This is a genomic window from Dietzia psychralcaliphila, assembly GCF_003096095.1.
Taxonomy (GTDB): Bacteria; Actinomycetota; Actinomycetes; order Mycobacteriales; family Mycobacteriaceae; genus Dietzia; species Dietzia psychralcaliphila.
In genome coordinates this window covers 290,117-306,343 of the sequence record NZ_CP015453.1, presented here as the reverse complement: position 1 = coordinate 306,343, position 16,227 = coordinate 290,117, and the positions used below count along the sequence as shown (strand labels likewise).

Genomic DNA, 16,227 nt, shown 5'->3' with positions numbered 1-16,227 from the left:
CGGCCCTGCGGAGACGGAGCCCTCCCGAAGACGATCACCCTTGGGCGATCGGACCCTGCCCGACCGGTTACCGGCCGGGCAGGAACCGCATCGCGTCCGTAGCGGGGGCGAGCATCTTCTGCCACCGGTTCCGGGGCAGGAACGAGGGCCCGCCCAGGTGCATGACGCGCTGCGTGGCGATGGTCTGCGCCTCGGTGTACTTGAGGAGCCCCTCGTCGCCGTGCCTGCGGCCGACCCCCGAGGCACCCATGCCACCCATCGGGCCCGCGATCGAACCCCAGCCGGCGACGTAGCCCTCACCGACGTTGACGGTGCCGGTCCGCAGCCTCGCGGCGATCTCCTCGCCCTCCGCGTCGGATGCCGCGAACACCGATGAGTTGAGCCCGTACTCGGTGTCGTTGGCCTTGGCCACCGCCTCGTCCACCGAGTCGACCGAGTAGATCGACACGACCGGGCCGAACGTCTCCTCGCCGAAACAGGTGGCGTCCTCCGGGACGTCGGCCAGCAGCGTCGGCTCGTAGAAGAGGGGCCCGAGATCCGGGCGGGGGCGCCCACCGGCCAGGACGCGGGCACCCTTGGCCACGGCGTCGTCCACGTGCGCGGAGACGGTGTCCAGCTGGTCGCGGGAGATGAGGCTGCCCATCTCGGCCTCGAAGTCGTAGCCCGGTCCGACGCTCATGGACCGGACGCGGGCGGTGAGCTTCTCGATGAGCTGCGGAGCCACGGACCTCTCCACGTACACCCGCTCCACGGAGATGCAGAGTTGGCCGGAGTTGGAGAAGAACGCACGGGTGGCCACCTCGGCGACCTCGTCGAGGTCCGCGCCCGCCGCGACGATCATGGCGTTCTTGCCGCCCAGCTCGGCGGAGAAGCCGATCAGCCGCTCGCCGCACTGGCGGCCGAGCGTGCGCCCCGTGTCGGTGGAGCCGGTGAACATGAGATAGTCCACGTTCTCCACGATCGCCCCGCCCACGGTGCGACCCGAACCGGGGACCACCTGGAACAGGTCGCGGGGCAGACCCGCGCGGTAGAGCATGTCGGCTGCGGCGAGGGCGCAGAACGGCGTGAGGGAGGCGGGCTTGATCACCACGGCGTTGCCCGCGGCCAGTGCCGCCAGTGCGTCCGTGGCGGCGAGGTTGAGCGGGTAGTTCCACGGCGCGATCACGCCCACGACTCCCTTGGGATGACGCCGGACCACGGCCTTGGTCAGGCCCGGGAGCATGCCCTGGACCCGCTTGGGCGCGAGTAGCGCCGGAGCGGTCTTGGCGTAGTGGCGCGCGGTGATGAGGCAGTCCAGGACCTCTTCCTGTGCCGAGGCCCGGCTCTTGCCGGTCTCCGCCTGGACGATGTCCATGAGCTGCTCGCGATTGCGCATGACCAGGGACGCGAACCGCTTGAGCACGGCGACCCGGTCAGCGGGCTCACGATCGGCCCACGCCACCTGGGCGGCGCGGGCCCGCTCCACGGCCGCCACCACGTCCTCCGCGGTCCCCGCGGGGATCTCCGCGAGTGGTTCGCCGGTGAAGACCTCCTCGATGACGGCTGACTCCCGACTGGACGGATCGGCGCGGAACTCGGGGATCGCGACGAGGTCGCGGAGACGGTCGTAGACACGGGGTGTGGGTCGGCTCATACCCCGATGTTACCGACGAGTAAGCCGTCGCGGTACCGACTTGCCCTTGACCCTGACACCGCGTCAGGGCCCAGGGTGGTCGATGTGAGAGATGCTGGAGGAATGACGAGGAACAACGGGCTCACCGTGGGTGCGGTCGCCGACCTCGTCGGCGTGAGCGTCCGGACCCTGCACCACTGGGACCGGATCGGGCTGGCGCCGGCGAGTGGGCGGACGTGGTCGGACTACCGGGTCTATGACGACGACGACGTCGCGCGCATCCACCGGGTGCTGGTCTATCGCGAGCTGGGCCTACCGCTGGCCCAGATCGGTGTGCTGCTCGACGACCCCGACGTCGACGAGGGCGCCCACCTGTCCCGGCAGCGCGACCTGCTCGTCGACCGCATCTCACACCTGCAGGAGATGGTCTCCGCAGTGGACCGCCTGAAGGAGGCGATCGCAGTGAACACACCATTGACACCCGCGGACCGGGCCGAGATCTTCGGCACCGACTGGAACGAGGACTGGCAGGCCGAGGCGCAGCAGCAGTGGGGCGACACCCCGCAGTGGGAACAGTCCCAACAGCGCACGAGCACGATGTCCAAGGAGGACTGGCGCCGGGTCAAGGCCGACACGGATTCCCTGAACTCCGACCTGGCCGCCGCCAAGCGGGCCGGGGTGGACCCCGCCTCGCCCGAGGCCACGGAGCTGGTCGAGCGGCATCGCGCGTCCATCTCGACGTTCTACGACTGCACGCGTTCGATGCAGGTGCTGCTGGCGCGCATGTACCGGCAGGACCCGCGCTTCAGCGAGACGTACGACTCGCTCGAACCGGGTCTGACCGAGTGGATCGAGGCCGCTGTCGAGGCGGACGCCCGGGCGCACGGGATAGACCCCGACGCCGCCACCTGGGACTGACCCGGTCCGCCCCCTTCGCGGGCACCGCCCCGCCCAGTGCCCCGCCCCGCGTTGCGCACCGCCCCGCGTTGCGCTGCTGCTCTGGGCGGGCGGTGCGCGGATATGCGCCACGATCGGTCCGTTCCGGGCACGCAAGTCGACCCGCAGACCACGTGGCGCGTGCGTACGCTGGACGCATGACCAGCAGATGGACCACCGCCGACATCCCCGATCAGACGGGCCGGACCTTCGTCGTCACCGGCGCCAATGCCGGCCTCGGGCTCCAGTCCACCCTCGCGCTCACCGAGGCGGGGGCCCGGGTCCTCATGGCGTGCCGGGACACTTCCCGCGCCGAGGCGGCCCGGGCCGGTCTGCCCCACCCGGAGCGAGCCGAGGTCGTGCAGCTGGATCTCGCCGACCTGGACTCGGTGCGCTCAGCCGGTGAGGTGCTGGCCGGCAACCGACCGGATGTGTTGATCAACAACGCCGGGCTCATGAACATCCCGCAGTCACGCACGGCGCAGGGCCACGAGATGCAGTTCGGGGTCAACGTCCTCGGCCATTTCGCACTCACCGAGCAGCTCGTGCCGGTGCTCACCGACCGGGTGGTGTGGCTCGGCTCGATGATGCACAAGAGGGGCACCGTGGACCCGGACGATCTCGACTGGACCGGCCGCAAGTACTCGCCGATGACCGTCTACGCCGCCTCCAAGCTGGCCTGCGTCATGCTCGCCTACGAGCAGCAGCGTCGCCTCGAGGCGGCGGGGTCGCCGCTCAAGGCGGTGGCCGCGCACCCCGGGTACTCGGCCACCAACCTGCAGTACCGCAGCGGCAGCCGGGTCCAGGACATGATGATGCGCGTGGCCGAGAAGGTCCCGTTCCTGGTCCAGCCCGCCGAGCGCGGCGCCCTGCCGCAGCTCTACGCCGCCACCGTGGACTCCGTTCCGGGCGGCGCGTACGTGGGTCCCGACGGGTTCGGCGAGCTCAGTGGCCACCCGAAGATCGTGGAGTCCACCCGCGCCTCACACGACCGTGCGGTCGCCGCGGCGCTGTGGGAGCGGTGCGAGGAGATGACCGCGAGGAAGTGACGACGAGCTGAGCCTGCTCGCGCTCAGCCGCAGTGGCCATGTCGCGGCTGAGCCGCGGCGGCCCCGTCCCGGCTCAGCCGCGGCGGCGGGAGCTGGCCAGGAGCAGGGCTCCGACCAGCAGGCTCACCGTGGCGAGACCTGCGATCGCGGTCGTCTCGACGCCGGTCGCGGCCAGTGTCGCAGGTGTTGCGTTCCGCTCCTGCGCGACCTGCACCTGGGCGGCGGGAGCGGCCGGGCCTGCGGCTGCGGCCAGCGTGGGCATGCGGTCGTCCGCCCCGGTCGGAGCTCCGTGCGCATCGTCGGTGGCGCCCGCCGTGGAGTTCTCTGCATCGGCATCGTCCTCGTCCGCGGCCACGACCCCCGGCTCGGACTCGACCCCGTCCGCGGCCTCCGCCTCCGCGGCGGCCTCCGCGATGGCCCTGCGCCGCTCGTTGTCCTCGAACGGGTCCTGCAGCGCGGAACGCTGAACCGCGTCGATGCTGCCGGCCAGTCCACCGGGGAGCTCGGTCCCGGCGTCCGTCGCGGCGTCCTCGAGGAACGCGCCGGCCTCGGCCGACCCCACCACGACGTCGTTCCAGAACGTCAGCTCGTGCGGGTAGAGCTCACCGGCCTCCTGGCGCTCGGCCAGGGCCGTGAAGAAGCCGCCGGCGAACTGCACGCTGAGGACCGGGAAGATGTACTCGGGGATCGAGAGCGAACCGAGTCCGATGGTGCCCGACCCGATCGAGCCGGTCGGGTTGAGGTAGACCGACCCGGGCAGGCTGCCCGAGGAGGCGACGGAGGCCACCGCGGACCCACCCGCCGACCCCAGCGCCTCGAGCGGCGCCACCGAGCCCAGGACCTGGCCCGCGGACAGCGCGGCGTCCGGCACCACGCCACTGCCGATGTCCCGCAACCCCTCGGATCCCGCACCGAAGCCGGGGTTGCCCACGACGATCTCCTCGGGGATGAGGCCGGTGAGTCCGTCGACGCTGCTGTTACCGGTCTCCGTGGGCAGCGAGGAGTCGGAGCCCGAGGTGTCCTGCGCATGGGTCACGCCCGGGGTCACGACCGCCGCCAGCGCGGTCGCGGCGACGACGGCGCCGATGCGCCGTGCCCGGAGTCCGGGCAAACGGTTCTGGGGCATCTGTGCTGGCCTCTCGTCACGAGCAGGGCCCTGCCGGCCCACGCACGCAAAGCGTACTACTGCCGGGCCGAACTCTACTGCGGGGCCGGGCTCTACTGCAGGGCCGAACTCAGCCGCGCGACGTTGTCGACGTACCGCCCCGGCCAGGGTCTGCTCTGCCAGGTCTCCAGACCGAGCGGCGCGCTGTCCTCGAGGTAGGCGTCCACCGCGTCGTTCATCTCGGCCAGCGCCTCCCCACCGAGGACCAGCAGGCTGATCTCGAAATTCAGGTTGAACGACCGTTGGTCCATGTTGCTCGAGCCCACCACCCCGCCGTAGTCGTCGATCAGCAACATCTTGGTGTGCAGCACAGCGGGGGAACGGAACCTGTGGATGCGGACCCCCGCCTCGAGGAGTGCACGATAGTAGGACCGCTGGGCGTGGTGGACCATGAACTGGTCGGCGTGCTCGGGCACGAACAGCTCCACGTCGACGCCTCGGTAGGACGCGGAGGTGACCGCGTGGAGGAGCGCCTCGTCCGGGACGAAGTACGGGCTGACGATCCTGATCCGGTCCACCGCCTGGCCGATGAGCTGGGTGAACATGCGCAGGTTGGGTTGTGTGCGGTAGCCGGGTCCCGATGGGACGAGCTGGAAGGCGCTGACCGGGTCCCCGGCGGTGGGGTCGCCGCCCGCGCGCCCGGCCGGGACCGATGTGCCGCGGGAGAGTTCCTCGAAGGTGCCGATGACCTCACCGCACTCGGAGTACCAGTCCACCGCGAACACGCCGTTCATCGCCTGGACGATCTCCCCACGTACCTCCATCATGAGGTCCACCCACTCCCGGCCGAGCCGGGTATTGCGGGGGCTGCCGTAGTTCCGTGCGATGAGGTTCTGCGACCCGATGAATCCGTGATGCCCGTCGACGATGAGCAACTTCCGGTGGTTGCGCAGGTCGGGTCTCCGGAACCGGCCGACGAAGGGGTTGATCGGCAGCATCAGGTGCAGTTCGACCGGCGAGTGGCGCAACCGTCGTCGTAATACCTTGAAGCCCCGGTACCGCAGTGAGCCGAGATGGTCGACGAGCACCCGGACCGTCACCCCCCGCTCTGCCGCCTCGACCGCGGCGGTGAAGAACGCGTCGGTCTCGTCGTCCCAGGACTGGGCGTAGAACTCGATGTGCACGTGATCTCGAGCCGTGCGCACCGCGTCCGTCATCGTGGCGAGGGAGGCCGCATAGTCCGAGTGCAGGCCCACGAACTCACCGGACATGCACGGGATCGCGGTGAGATTCCGGTTCATCTCGAGGACCGTCCGCACCCCGGGCGGGATCCGCACGCTGTCGGGGACCGTGGGCCACTTCTCCAGCGCCTCCTCGTAGAGGCGGTTGGCCTCGGCCTGGATGACGTGCCGTCGGCCGGTGATGTAGGGGTTGCCGAGCAGGAGGAAGAGCGGCACACCGACGATGGGGATGAACAGGATCGCCAGCAACCAGGCCTGGGAGGAGGAGGGTTGCCGGTTCTCCGGCACCATGCCCAGGGCGAGGATCTTGATCGCGTACTCGGTGATGAGCAGGGCCGAGGTCACGCCGTCCGGGAATGGCAGGAAGGCAAGTCGGTCGACAGCGGGGTTCATGTGGCCGATCGGGACAGGACGGCGCCCCGGGGTAGGGAGCGGGGATCGACCAACCGGCCGTCGGCCATGGTCCAGCGCACTACCCCCGCCAGGGCCCGCTGGGCGTACACCGAGTCGGCGGAACCGAGCTCACGGGCACCGGGGAGGACGACGAAGGCCTCGTCGTCGGCGACAGCGGTGAAGTCAGCCCGGAGACCCGTGCGGATCTCCCCCCGGTCCTCGAGGCCCACGAGGGCGGCCGTCCTCCCGGACATCCAGCAGGCCACGTCGGAGAGGTCACAGCCCCTGCGGCGTGCTTCCGTCCACACCACCGACAGACCGAGTCGCGCCGAGGCGATCGCGTCGATCGTGCCGTCGAGGAGGGCGTCCCAGAGGAGTTCGCGGGTCGCGGCGTCCCGGATCGGGGGGTCGAGGTCGGCGGCGGCCGCGCCCCCGTGGGTGACCTCCGAGACCAGGGCGAGGAGGTGCGGGGTGGTGGAGGCGGTCACGGACAGGCCCTCCGCCTTGGCCCCGCGCAGCAGGGGCAGCTCCTCGGCGTCGGCGACGGCCCGCAGGTGCAGGCGACCGCCGGTCCGACGACAGACGTCGAGAAGTGCGGGGAGGTCCTCGACACCGGCGTCCGCGGCAAAGAGCCCGCCGCGGCCGGCGACCTCCTCCGCCGCCGCCACGAGCTGCGCGCGCGGAAGAGTGGGGGCGCCCGACACACCCTTGCCCTCGGCCACCGCGGAGATTCCGAACACCCCACGGTCCAGCAACGCCCCGAGCTGACCGAGGTTCCCGGGTACGGCGGCGCCCCACAGGCCCACGTCGACGAAGGACTCGCCGGTCACCCCGTCGTGCCAACGGTCGACCTGCTCGGGTCCGGTGGCGGACGGATCGCCGTCGGTCCCGTAGTCCACCACCGAGGTGATCCCCCCGAGGGCGGCCGATCGGGTGCCCACCGCGACATCCTCCGTACTGACGTGCGGGTCGACGAGGCCCGGCATCAGCACGACGTCGTCACCGAGATCGATCGTATGGTCTCCCGCCAACCCGATGTCCCGTGCCTCGGACCCGGTCCGGACGGAGGAGATCACGCCACCGTCCACCGTCACGGCCGCCTGCTGGATACGGCCGTCGACCACGGCGCGGCGGGCGTGGATCAGGATTTCGTACCTGGCCACGATCGGTCCTCCTACATCTGGAGAGAGCGCGGTGACACCCTCTGGCGTCATTGTCCCCCACGGCCGCGGTCTCCCGGGGCCGGGTCGCCGGATAGCGTGGAGGGAAACCGAACGCAGACCAGGAGGGCCAGCCATGACCGACACCCCCACCGCATTCGTCCCCACCGCGGACCTCGTCGACGAGATCGGTGAGGGCGTCCGGAGCTGCGACACCCAGTTCCGCGACCTCGGTGGCCGCACCGAGTTCTTCGGTCCGATCTCCACGGTGCGGTGCTTCCAGGACAACGCCCTGCTCAAGAGCGTCCTGGGTGAGCCCGGCGAGGGCCGGGTCCTGGTGATCGACGGTGATGCCAGTGTGCACACGGCGCTGGTCGGCGACCTCATCGCGGAGCTCGGTCGGTCCAACGGCTGGGCGGGTGTGGTGGTGCACGGCGCGATCCGCGACTCGGCTCTGGTCGGGAAGATGGACTTCGGGTGCAAAGCCCTGGGGACGAACCCACGCAAGTCCAGCAAGAAGGGGACCGGCGAGCGTGATGTCACCGTGAGTTTCGGCGGGGTCGACTTCGTCCCCGGCGAGATGCTCTACGCGGATTCCGACGGGATCGTGGTGCGCTGAACCCCGGGCGCACACCTGACACCCGGGCGGCCGCCGCGCGGTCAGCGGATCAGGAGGCCCCCGCGAGGCTTGCGACCGGACCCACGGACAACTCGCCGATCGAGGCCTCCGGCCCGTAGCTCCCCAGCGACCCCGGCGCATAGGACCCGGTCGAGTTGGGGACGTCGACCGAGAGGACCACGGAACCGGTGTTGATGATCGACGTCAACAGGTCCATCAGCGAGCCGGTGCCGAGCGAGCCGTAGCCCAGGCTGCCCAGCAGGTCGATCGTCGCGGGATCGACCGACATGCAACGAGTGCCGTTCATCGTCTGTATCCACACGCAGTACGGCTCCGCCGGCTCCGTGGGTTCCGCTGCCGCCGACCCGGCCCCGGTGAGCAGTGCGGCGGCCGTCAGTGCGGACGACGCCGCGGCGAGCATGGTGGTGCGCATGTCAGGGAACCTCCGGATAGGCACCCCACCCAGGCGTGGGGCAGTCCACACGAATTGTAACGGGTATCACACCCTGGTGGTCTCGCGCCCCGGACGGTTCAGGCCTCGCGCCTGATCCACCTCAGGAGCGGGCCGAGTGAGACACGGTCCGTGAGGTCCAGGCCGCCGAGTTCGAGCATCGACTCCTCCTCCGGGGTGAGGTCGGGCTTGCGGCGCAGCGCCGCCAGAGCGGTCTTGATGCCCAGCCGCTGCCGGAACCCGAGTTGGTCAGGCGTCACCACGCCACGCAGCTGGAACAGCTTGAGGTCGCGGAGCTGGTCGGCGGAGAACTCGCTGGACATCAAGTCGATGCGGGCGTCGTCGGTCACCGGGGTGGGACCCACCATGACGACGGCGACCCGGCGTCCGGCCTCCACGAGCGCCTCCCAGTTGTCCTTGATGAACCCGGAACCACCGAGACCACCAGCCGCACGCATGCCCGTCACCAGGACGACCGTCCCGGCCACCACGAGCTCGGCGGGATCGACGGAGTCGTGGTGGGAGCTGCGGGTGTCGAACTCCTCCGCCAGCCACTCGGCATAACGGCGGGCCCCCGGGTCGTCGTCGTGCAGCACCACCGGGGCCGGCACGGCGCCGGACGTCATCTCGTTCATTCAGGCCTCCCCTGCCCGTCACCGGCGACCACGCGAGCCGCGCGGTCCCCGAACGCCACCACGTCACCGTCGACCAGTCCGCGGCCGCGACGCACGTCCACCTCGCCGTTGACGCTGACCGCGCCCGCGGCGACGGCGTCCTTGGCCTCCGCCCCGGAATCGAGCAACGAGGCCAGCTTGAGAAACTGCCCCAGTGTGAGCTTGCTGCTCAGGTCACACTCGACGTCGTCTACTGGTGGACCGACCGGCGGTGTCACCCGCGCGGTCCGTCCCCGTCCTGCGATGTGGCGGCTCATACCGCCGAGCCTATCGACCGCACCGTCACGGGGCGGGACCAGAGGGCCGCGCCTGATCCTCCGCGAGCACTGCGCGACCTCGCCGCGTGACCAGAGCCAGCCCCATCCCGCCGGCGACGAGAGCCGCGGCGGCCAGCCCCAGTGCGACGGTCTGCACCCCGGAGATCCCCAGGGAGTTCGAGTCCGAGCCGTCCTCCGCCTCGGGAGAGTCCCCCTCCACCGGCAGCGGGGGGAGTTCGCTGAGCACAGGCAGGTCGGTCACCTCGACCCTCGCGCCGGGACCGGGCCCCTGGGCGGACGCGACGGACCCGCCGATCACCATGAACGCCAGGCACAGGGCGACGATCACAGCACCGATCACGGCGGCGGGGCGACGGCGGACCATGAGTGCCTTCCGTGACGGCGGCCGGGGCGGCCTGGAGAGTATCGCCCCAGATCTTAGGTTGTATTAAGGCAGTACGATACCCCGCCGTGCCCCGGTCCGCGCCCTTCGATCACGCACCCCTGGTCAGCGTTGTGCGACGTCCGTGGGCCGGACGGGAGCGGGGAGTGCCGTCTCCCCCATGAGGAAGCGGTCGACAGAGGCCGCCGCCGCGCGCCCCTCGGCGATCGCCCACACGATGAGGGACTGGCCGCGTCCCATGTCGCCGGCGACGAACACCCCGTCGACGTTGGTCGCGTAGGTGCCGTCCCGGTCCACGTTCCCCCGGTCGCTGAAGTCCACTCCCAGGTCGGAGCACAATCCGGTCTTCTGCGCGCCCGTGAACCCCATCGCCAGGAGGACCAGGTCCGCCGGGTACTCGAAATCGGTGCCGGGCACCGCCTCGAACCGCCCGTCGACCATCTTGACCTCGGAACCCTTGAGCGCGGTCACGTGGCCGCCCTCGCCGAGGAACTCGGCGGTGGAGACGCTGTAGACCCGTTCGCCGTTCTCCTCGTGCGCGGACGCCGTCCGGAACATCAGCGGATACACCGGCCACGGGGTCGAGGCGGCACGGGTGGCCGGTGGCCTGGGCATGATCTCGAAGCTCTTGATCGACTTCGCGCCCTGGCGGGTGGCCGTTCCCAGACAGTCGGCGCCGGTGTCACCGCCACCGATGATGATGACGTGCTTATCGCGCGCGTTGATCTCGGGCAGTCCGTCGGCGTCGACCACCGGGTCGCCCACCGCGGCCTTGTTGGCCAGGGGCAGGTAGTCCATCGCCTGGTGGATCCCGTCGAGCTCGCGACCCGGAACGGGGAGGTCCCGGCGGAGGGTGGCCCCGCCGCAGAGGACGACCGCGTCGAACTCGCTACGCAACTGCGATGCGGTGATGTCCTTGCCCACGTTGACGCCCGCGCGGAACACCGTGCCCTCCGCCTCCATCTGGGCGAGGCGGCGGTCGATGATCTCCTTCTCCATCTTGAACTCGGGGATCCCGTAGCGCATCAGACCACCGATGCGGTCGTCTCGCTCGAAGACCGTCACCGAGTGGCCGGCGCGCGTGAGCTGCTGCGCGGCAGCCAACCCGGCCGGTCCGGAGCCCACGATCGCGACGGACTGGCCGGTGCGGAACGAGGGGATCACCGGATCCATGGGACCGTCCTCCCATGCCTTCTCGGCGATCTCCACCTCGATCTGCTTGATCGTCACCGGCGGCTGGTTGATCCCCAGGACGCAGGAACCCTCGCAGGGGGCCGGGCAGAGCCGACCGGTGAACTCGGGGAAGTTGTTGGTCGCGTGGAGGCGATCCACCGCCGAGTCCCACTGTCCCCGGTGCACGAGGTCGTTCCACTCCGGGATGATGTTGCCGAGTGGGCAACCCTGGTGGCAGAACGGGACGCCGCAGCTCATGCAGCGACTGGCCTGGGTCTTCAGGTCGTTCTCCGGGAGGGTCGTCGACTCGTAGACCTCCTTCCAGTCCATGATCCGCAGATCCACCGGACGACGCTCGGGGAGCTCGCGCTCGGTGTGCTTGAGAAAGCCCTTCGGGTCAGCCATTTGCGGCCTCCATGATCGCCTCGTCCACGTTGCGTCCGTCCTTCTCCGCCTGCTCGATGGCGAGCAGCACGCGCTTGTAGTCGCGCGGCATGATCTTGGCGAAGTGATTCACGTTCTGTGCCCAACCGGACAGGATCTCCCGGGCCCGCGCCGAGTCGGTCTCGGTGGCGTGCCTCTCGACGATCCGGTGCAGGAACTCGACGTCCTCCGTCAGCAGTTCCTCGATCTCGACGAGCTCGTCGTTGAGGTTCACCGGCAGCTCGCCGTGCGGGTCGTAGAAGTACGCGACACCGCCCGACATTCCGGCGGCCACGTTGCGCCCGGTGGAACCGAGCACCACGACCTGACCACCTGTCATGTATTCGCAGGCGTGGTCACCCACGCCCTCGACCACCGCGGTGACCCCGGAGTTGCGGACGCAGAAGCGCTCGCCCACCATTCCCCGCAGGAAGATCTCGCCGCTGGTCGCGCCGTAGCAGATCACGTTGCCCGCGATGATGTTGTTCGCCGCCACGAAGTCCGGAGCCGCGTCCAGGGCGGGCCGGACAACGATCCGGCCGCCCGACAGTCCCTTGCCCACGTAGTCGTTGGCGTCACCGAAGACACGCTGGGTCACGCCTGAGGCGAGGAACGCCCCGAACGAGTTCCCGGCCGAACCGGTGAAGGTCAGATCGATGGACCCGTCCGGCAGTCCGGCAGCTCCGTACGCCTTGGAGATCTCGTGGCTGAGCATGGTGCCGACAGAGCGGTTGACGTTGCAGATCGGGTACTGCCCCGTGCCCGGTCCGGACGACGGGTCGGCGAGCACCGACCGGAAGTCGTCGATGAGCGTGCGGTCCAGCACGCCCTCCAACTTGTGGTCCTGCTGCTTCGTGCAGCGCAGGTCCTGGTGCATGAAGGGAGAGTCCGCCTGGGCGAAGATCGGCTCCAGGTCCAGCTTGGCCACCCGCTTGTTGTGTGCGAAGGCCCGCGACTTGTCCAGGCACTCGGAGTGTCCGATCGCCTCGTCGAGGGACCGGAAGCCCAACTCGGCGAGGTACTCGCGGACCTCCTCCGCGATGAACTCCATGAAGTTCACCACGTACTCGGCCTTGCCGTTGAACCGCTCACGCAGCACCGGGTTCTGTGTGGCCACACCCACCGGGCAGGTGTCGAGGTGGCAGACGCGCATCATGACGCAGCCGGCCACGACGAGGGGGGCGGTGGCGAAACCGAACTCCTCGCCGCCGAGCAGCGCCGCCACCATCACGTCGCGGCCCGTCTTGAGCTGACCGTCGACCTGTACGACGATCCGGTCGCGCAGGCCGTTGACCAGCAGGGTCTGCTGGGTCTCGGCGAGGCCCAGCTCCCAGGGGCCACCGGCGTGCTTGAGCGAGGTCAGCGGCGAGGCGCCGGTACCGCCGTCGTGGCCCGAGATCAGCACCACGTCGGCGTGCGTCTTGGACACGCCGGTCGCGACGGTCCCCACGCCCTGCTCTGCGACGAGCTTGACGTGGATCCTCGCCTCGGGGTTGGCGTTCTTCAGGTCGTAGATGAGCTGCGCCAGGTCCTCGATCGAGTAGATGTCGTGGTGCGGCGGGGGCGAGATCAGCCCGACGCCCGGCGTGGACCCACGAACCTCGGCCACCCAGGGGTACACCTTGCCCGGCGGCAGCTGGCCGCCCTCGCCCGGCTTGGCGCCCTGGGCCATCTTGATCTGGATGTCGGTGCAGTTGCTCAGGTAGTTACTGGTCACGCCGAACCGGCCGGAGGCGACCTGCTTGATGGCCGACCGGCGCCAGTCCCCGTTGGGGTCGGGGGTGAACCTGGCGATCGACTCGCCGCCCTCCCCCGAGTTGGACCTGGCGTGCAGCCGGTTCATGGCGATCGCGATGGTCTCGTGCGCCTCCGCGGAGATGGAGCCGTAGCTCATCGCGCCGGTGGAGAACCGCTTGACGATCTCCGACACCGGCTCGACCTCATCGATCGGCACCGGCGGGCGGTTGCTCTTGAGCTCGAACAGGCCGCGCAGCGTGGCGAGACGCTCCGACTGGTCGTCGACGAGCCGCGAGTACTCCTTGAAGATCTCGTAGCGGCCGGAGCGGGTGGAGTGCTGGAGCTTGAACACCGTGTCCGGGTTGAACAGGTGGTACTCGCCCTCGCGCCGCCACTGGTACTCGCCACCGATCTCGAGCTCGCGGTGCGCGGCCTCCTCGGGCCGGGGCAGGAAGGCGAAGCGGTGCCGCAGCGCCACGTCCTCGGCGATCTCGTCGAGCCCGATCCCGTCGATCGGGCTGACGGAGCCGGTGAAGTACTCGTCGCACAGCTCCTGCGACAGACCGGTGACGTCGAACAGCTGGGCACCCGTGTAGGAGGCGAGAGTGGAGATGCCCATCTTGGACATCACCTTGAGCACGCCCTTGGCGGCCGCCTTGCGGTAGTTGGCGCAGGCCTCGACCGTGTCGATCCCGGTGAGGTCGCCCGACTTGACGAGCTCGTCGATCGATTCGAACGCCATGTAGGGGTTGATGGCGTTGGCACCGTAGCCGAACAGCACCGCCATGTGGTGCACCTCGCGGGCGTCGCCCGACTCCACCACCAGACTCACGCGGGTGCGGGTCTTCTCGCGGACCAGGTGGTGGTGCACGGCGGAGGTCAGCAGCAGCGACGGGATGGGTGCGTTGCGCTCGTCGGACTCGCGGTCCGAGAGCACGATGACGGAGGCGCCGTCCTCGATCGCCTCGGAGACCTCGCGGCGGATCCGGTCCAGGGCGATGCGCAGGCCTCGTCCGCCGTGGGCCACGTTGTACAGGCCGCGGACGGTCACCGCACGCAGTCCCGGGCGGGACTCGCCCGCCGCCATGAGGGTGGCGAGTTCGGAGTTGCCCAGGATCGGGTTGTCGAGCTTGATCTGACGGCACGAGTCCGGGCCGGGGTTGATGAGATCGCCCTCGGGTCCGAGCGTCACGCCGTAGCTGGTGACGAGTTCCTCGCGGATGGCGTCGAGGGGCGGGTTGGTGACCTGCGCGAATCGCTGGGCGAAGTAGTCGAACAGCATCCGGGCCCGCTGAGACAGCACGGGCAGCGGGGTGTCTGTGCCCATGGACCCGGTCGCCTCGGCCCCGGCCCCGGCCATCGGGGAGACGAGGATGCGGAGCTCCTCCTCGGTGAAGCCGAAGACGCGCTGGCGCAACACCACACGCTCGTGGCTCATGATCTCATGGCTGATCTGCGGCAGGTCCCCGAGACGGACGATGCCCTCGTCGATCCACTGCTGGTAGGGGTGCTCCGCGGCGAGCTGCTCCTTGATCTCCTGGTCGTCGATGATCCGCCCCGCGGCGGTGTCGACGAGGAACATGCGGCCGGGCCGCAGGCGGGTCTTGGTGACGACCTTGTCCTGCGGGATGTCCAGGACGCCGACCTCGGAGGCCATCACGACGAGACCGTCGTCGGTGACCCAGATCCGGGAGGGGCGCAGGCCGTTGCGGTCGAGGACCGCACCGATCACGGTGCCGTCGGTGAAGGTGATCGACGCCGGACCGTCCCAGGCCTCCATCAGCGAGGCGTGGTACTCGTAGAACGCCCGCTTGGCGGGGTCCATCGTCTCGTGGCGCTCCCAGGCTTCGGGCACCATCATCATCACGGCGTGCGGCAGGGTCCGGCCCGCCAGGGTCAGCAGCTCGAGCGCCTCGTCGAACCGCGCGGTGTCCGATCCGCCGGGGGTGCAGATGGGCAACGCCGCCGACAGGTCCTCGATGTGTTCGCTGGACATGAGCGCCTCGCGGGCCCGCATCCAGTTCTCGTTGCCGCGGGCGGTGTTGATCTCACCGTTGTGCGCGACGTAGCGGAACGGATGCGCGAGCGGCCACGCCGGGAAGGTGTTGGTGGAGAAGCGGGAGTGGACGATGCCCAGGGCGGACTCGACACGCTCGTCCTGCAGGTCCAGGTAGAACGCGGGGAGCTGCTTCTCCGTGAGCATACCCTTGTAGACGAACGTCCGGGGGCTCAGTGACGGGAAGTACACGGTCTCCGAGCCCAGGTCGCCCTTACCGGGCCCCTTGGATCCCAGTTCGTGCTCGCACCGCTTGCGGACCACGAAGCACTTGCGCTCGAGCGCGAGCTCCGTGAGCAGAGCGCCGTCGACACCCGCGGCCTTGACGAAGATCTGGTGGATGGTGGGCTGCGCGTCGCGGGAGATCGCTCCGACGGTCGAATCGTCGACCGGGACCTCACGCCATCCGACAACCGTGACGCCCTGCTCGGCGGCGATCCGCTCCACCATCCGCTTGGCGTCCATCGCCAGCATCCGTGACTGGGGGAGAAAACAAAGGCCGGTCGCGTACGCACCGGCCTCGGGCAGTTCCAGGTTCTGCTCCTCACGCATCACCTCGCGGAAGAACCGATCCGGTACCTGGATCATCAAACCCGTGCCGTCACCGGTGTTGGCCTCGGCGCCGACGGCGCCCCGGTGCTCGAGGTTCACGAGCGCGGCGATCGCCTTCTCGACGATGTCCCGGGACTGACGTCCGTACATGTCCACGACGAACGCGACACCGCAGGCGTCGTGTTCATATTCAGGGCGGTACAGGCCTCTGGGGCCGGGAGTCGTCATCATCTGCTCGCCTTCTTTGTCGACGGGCGGACTCCGTGGTGGCTGGAGCACCCGCACTCAGAACACCGAAGTGCACTGGCCCGGAAATAATATGGGGAAAAGGGGGTAGCCGCACAATTGGGTTTCGTCAATCGACACCAGCCGACGTGGGACACGGA

General features: G+C 69.6%; 13 protein-coding genes. 3 read left to right on the top strand and 10 right to left on the bottom strand.

Annotated features, from left to right (window positions below; translation table 11 throughout):
• Nucleotides 1-67: 67 nt before the first annotated feature.
• Complete coding sequence (locus A6048_RS01305) at nucleotides 68-1,633, bottom strand: succinic semialdehyde dehydrogenase (RefSeq protein WP_107747889.1); 1,566 nt, start codon at nucleotides 1,631-1,633, stop codon at nucleotides 68-70.
• Nucleotides 1,634-1,735: 102 nt separating this feature from the next.
• Between A6048_RS01305 and A6048_RS01300 the strand changes: the two genes are divergently transcribed.
• Together A6048_RS01300 and A6048_RS01295 are read left to right on the top strand one after the other, a co-directional pair.
• Nucleotides 1,736-2,530 (top strand): MerR family transcriptional regulator, encoded by a 795-nt coding sequence (locus A6048_RS01300; protein WP_107747888.1) that lies wholly within the window; start codon nucleotides 1,736-1,738, stop codon nucleotides 2,528-2,530.
• 176 nt (nucleotides 2,531-2,706) lie between these two features.
• Nucleotides 2,707-3,597 carry an oxidoreductase gene (locus tag A6048_RS01295; protein ID WP_107747887.1) on the top strand — a complete coding sequence of 297 codons (891 nt, stop codon included), beginning with the start codon at nucleotides 2,707-2,709 and terminating at the stop codon, nucleotides 3,595-3,597.
• A gap of 73 nt (nucleotides 3,598-3,670) precedes the next feature.
• Here A6048_RS01295 and A6048_RS01290 read toward each other — a convergent pair whose 3' ends face one another.
• The 3 genes from A6048_RS01290 to A6048_RS01280 form a co-directional block, all read right to left on the bottom strand.
• On the bottom strand, nucleotides 3,671-4,723 hold the full coding sequence (locus A6048_RS01290; protein WP_107747886.1) for a hypothetical protein: 1,053 nt from the start codon (nucleotides 4,721-4,723) through the stop codon (nucleotides 3,671-3,673).
• Nucleotides 4,724-4,815: 92 nt separating this feature from the next.
• Entirely contained in the window at nucleotides 4,816-6,336 is a 1,521-nt protein-coding gene (locus A6048_RS01285) for a phospholipase D-like domain-containing protein (RefSeq protein ID WP_107747885.1), read from the bottom strand.
• A complete protein-coding gene (locus A6048_RS01280; protein ID WP_107747884.1) occupies nucleotides 6,333-7,499 on the bottom strand; it encodes a dihydroorotase in 1,167 nt (388 codons plus the stop codon). The genes A6048_RS01285 and A6048_RS01280 overlap by 4 nt, the downstream gene beginning before the upstream one ends.
• Before the next feature lie 133 nt (nucleotides 7,500-7,632).
• On the opposite strand from A6048_RS01280, the gene rraA reads away from it, so the two are divergent.
• Nucleotides 7,633-8,115, top strand: a complete 483-nt coding sequence (gene rraA / locus A6048_RS01275) for a ribonuclease E activity regulator RraA (RefSeq protein ID WP_107747883.1) — start codon at nucleotides 7,633-7,635, stop codon at nucleotides 8,113-8,115.
• 49 nt (nucleotides 8,116-8,164) lie between these two features.
• Here the strand turns inward: rraA and A6048_RS01270 are convergent, their stop codons facing one another.
• From A6048_RS01270 to gltB, 6 genes are all read right to left on the bottom strand, one after another.
• Complete coding sequence (locus A6048_RS01270) at nucleotides 8,165-8,548, bottom strand: hypothetical protein (RefSeq protein ID WP_107747882.1); 384 nt, start codon at nucleotides 8,546-8,548, stop codon at nucleotides 8,165-8,167.
• Nucleotides 8,549-8,646: 98 nt separating this feature from the next.
• Nucleotides 8,647-9,201 (bottom strand): hypothetical protein, encoded by a 555-nt coding sequence (locus tag A6048_RS01265; RefSeq protein ID WP_107747881.1) that lies wholly within the window; start codon nucleotides 9,199-9,201, stop codon nucleotides 8,647-8,649.
• Nucleotides 9,198-9,497, bottom strand: coding sequence for an RNA-binding S4 domain-containing protein (locus A6048_RS01260; protein WP_107747880.1), 300 nt, complete (start codon nucleotides 9,495-9,497; stop codon nucleotides 9,198-9,200). Before A6048_RS01260 ends, A6048_RS01265 begins: the two co-directional genes overlap by 4 nt.
• A 25-nt stretch (nucleotides 9,498-9,522) precedes the next feature.
• A complete protein-coding gene (locus A6048_RS01255; RefSeq protein WP_107747879.1) occupies nucleotides 9,523-9,882 on the bottom strand; it encodes a hypothetical protein in 360 nt (119 codons plus the stop codon).
• A 123-nt stretch (nucleotides 9,883-10,005) separates the two neighbouring features.
• On the bottom strand, nucleotides 10,006-11,478 hold the full coding sequence (locus tag A6048_RS01250; protein WP_107747878.1) for a glutamate synthase subunit beta: 1,473 nt from the start codon (nucleotides 11,476-11,478) through the stop codon (nucleotides 10,006-10,008).
• Nucleotides 11,471-16,072 carry a glutamate synthase large subunit gene (gene gltB, locus A6048_RS01245; protein ID WP_107747877.1) on the bottom strand — a complete coding sequence of 1,534 codons (4,602 nt, stop codon included), beginning with the start codon at nucleotides 16,070-16,072 and terminating at the stop codon, nucleotides 11,471-11,473. The genes A6048_RS01250 and gltB overlap by 8 nt, the downstream gene beginning before the upstream one ends.
• Nucleotides 16,073-16,227 lie beyond the last annotated feature (155 nt).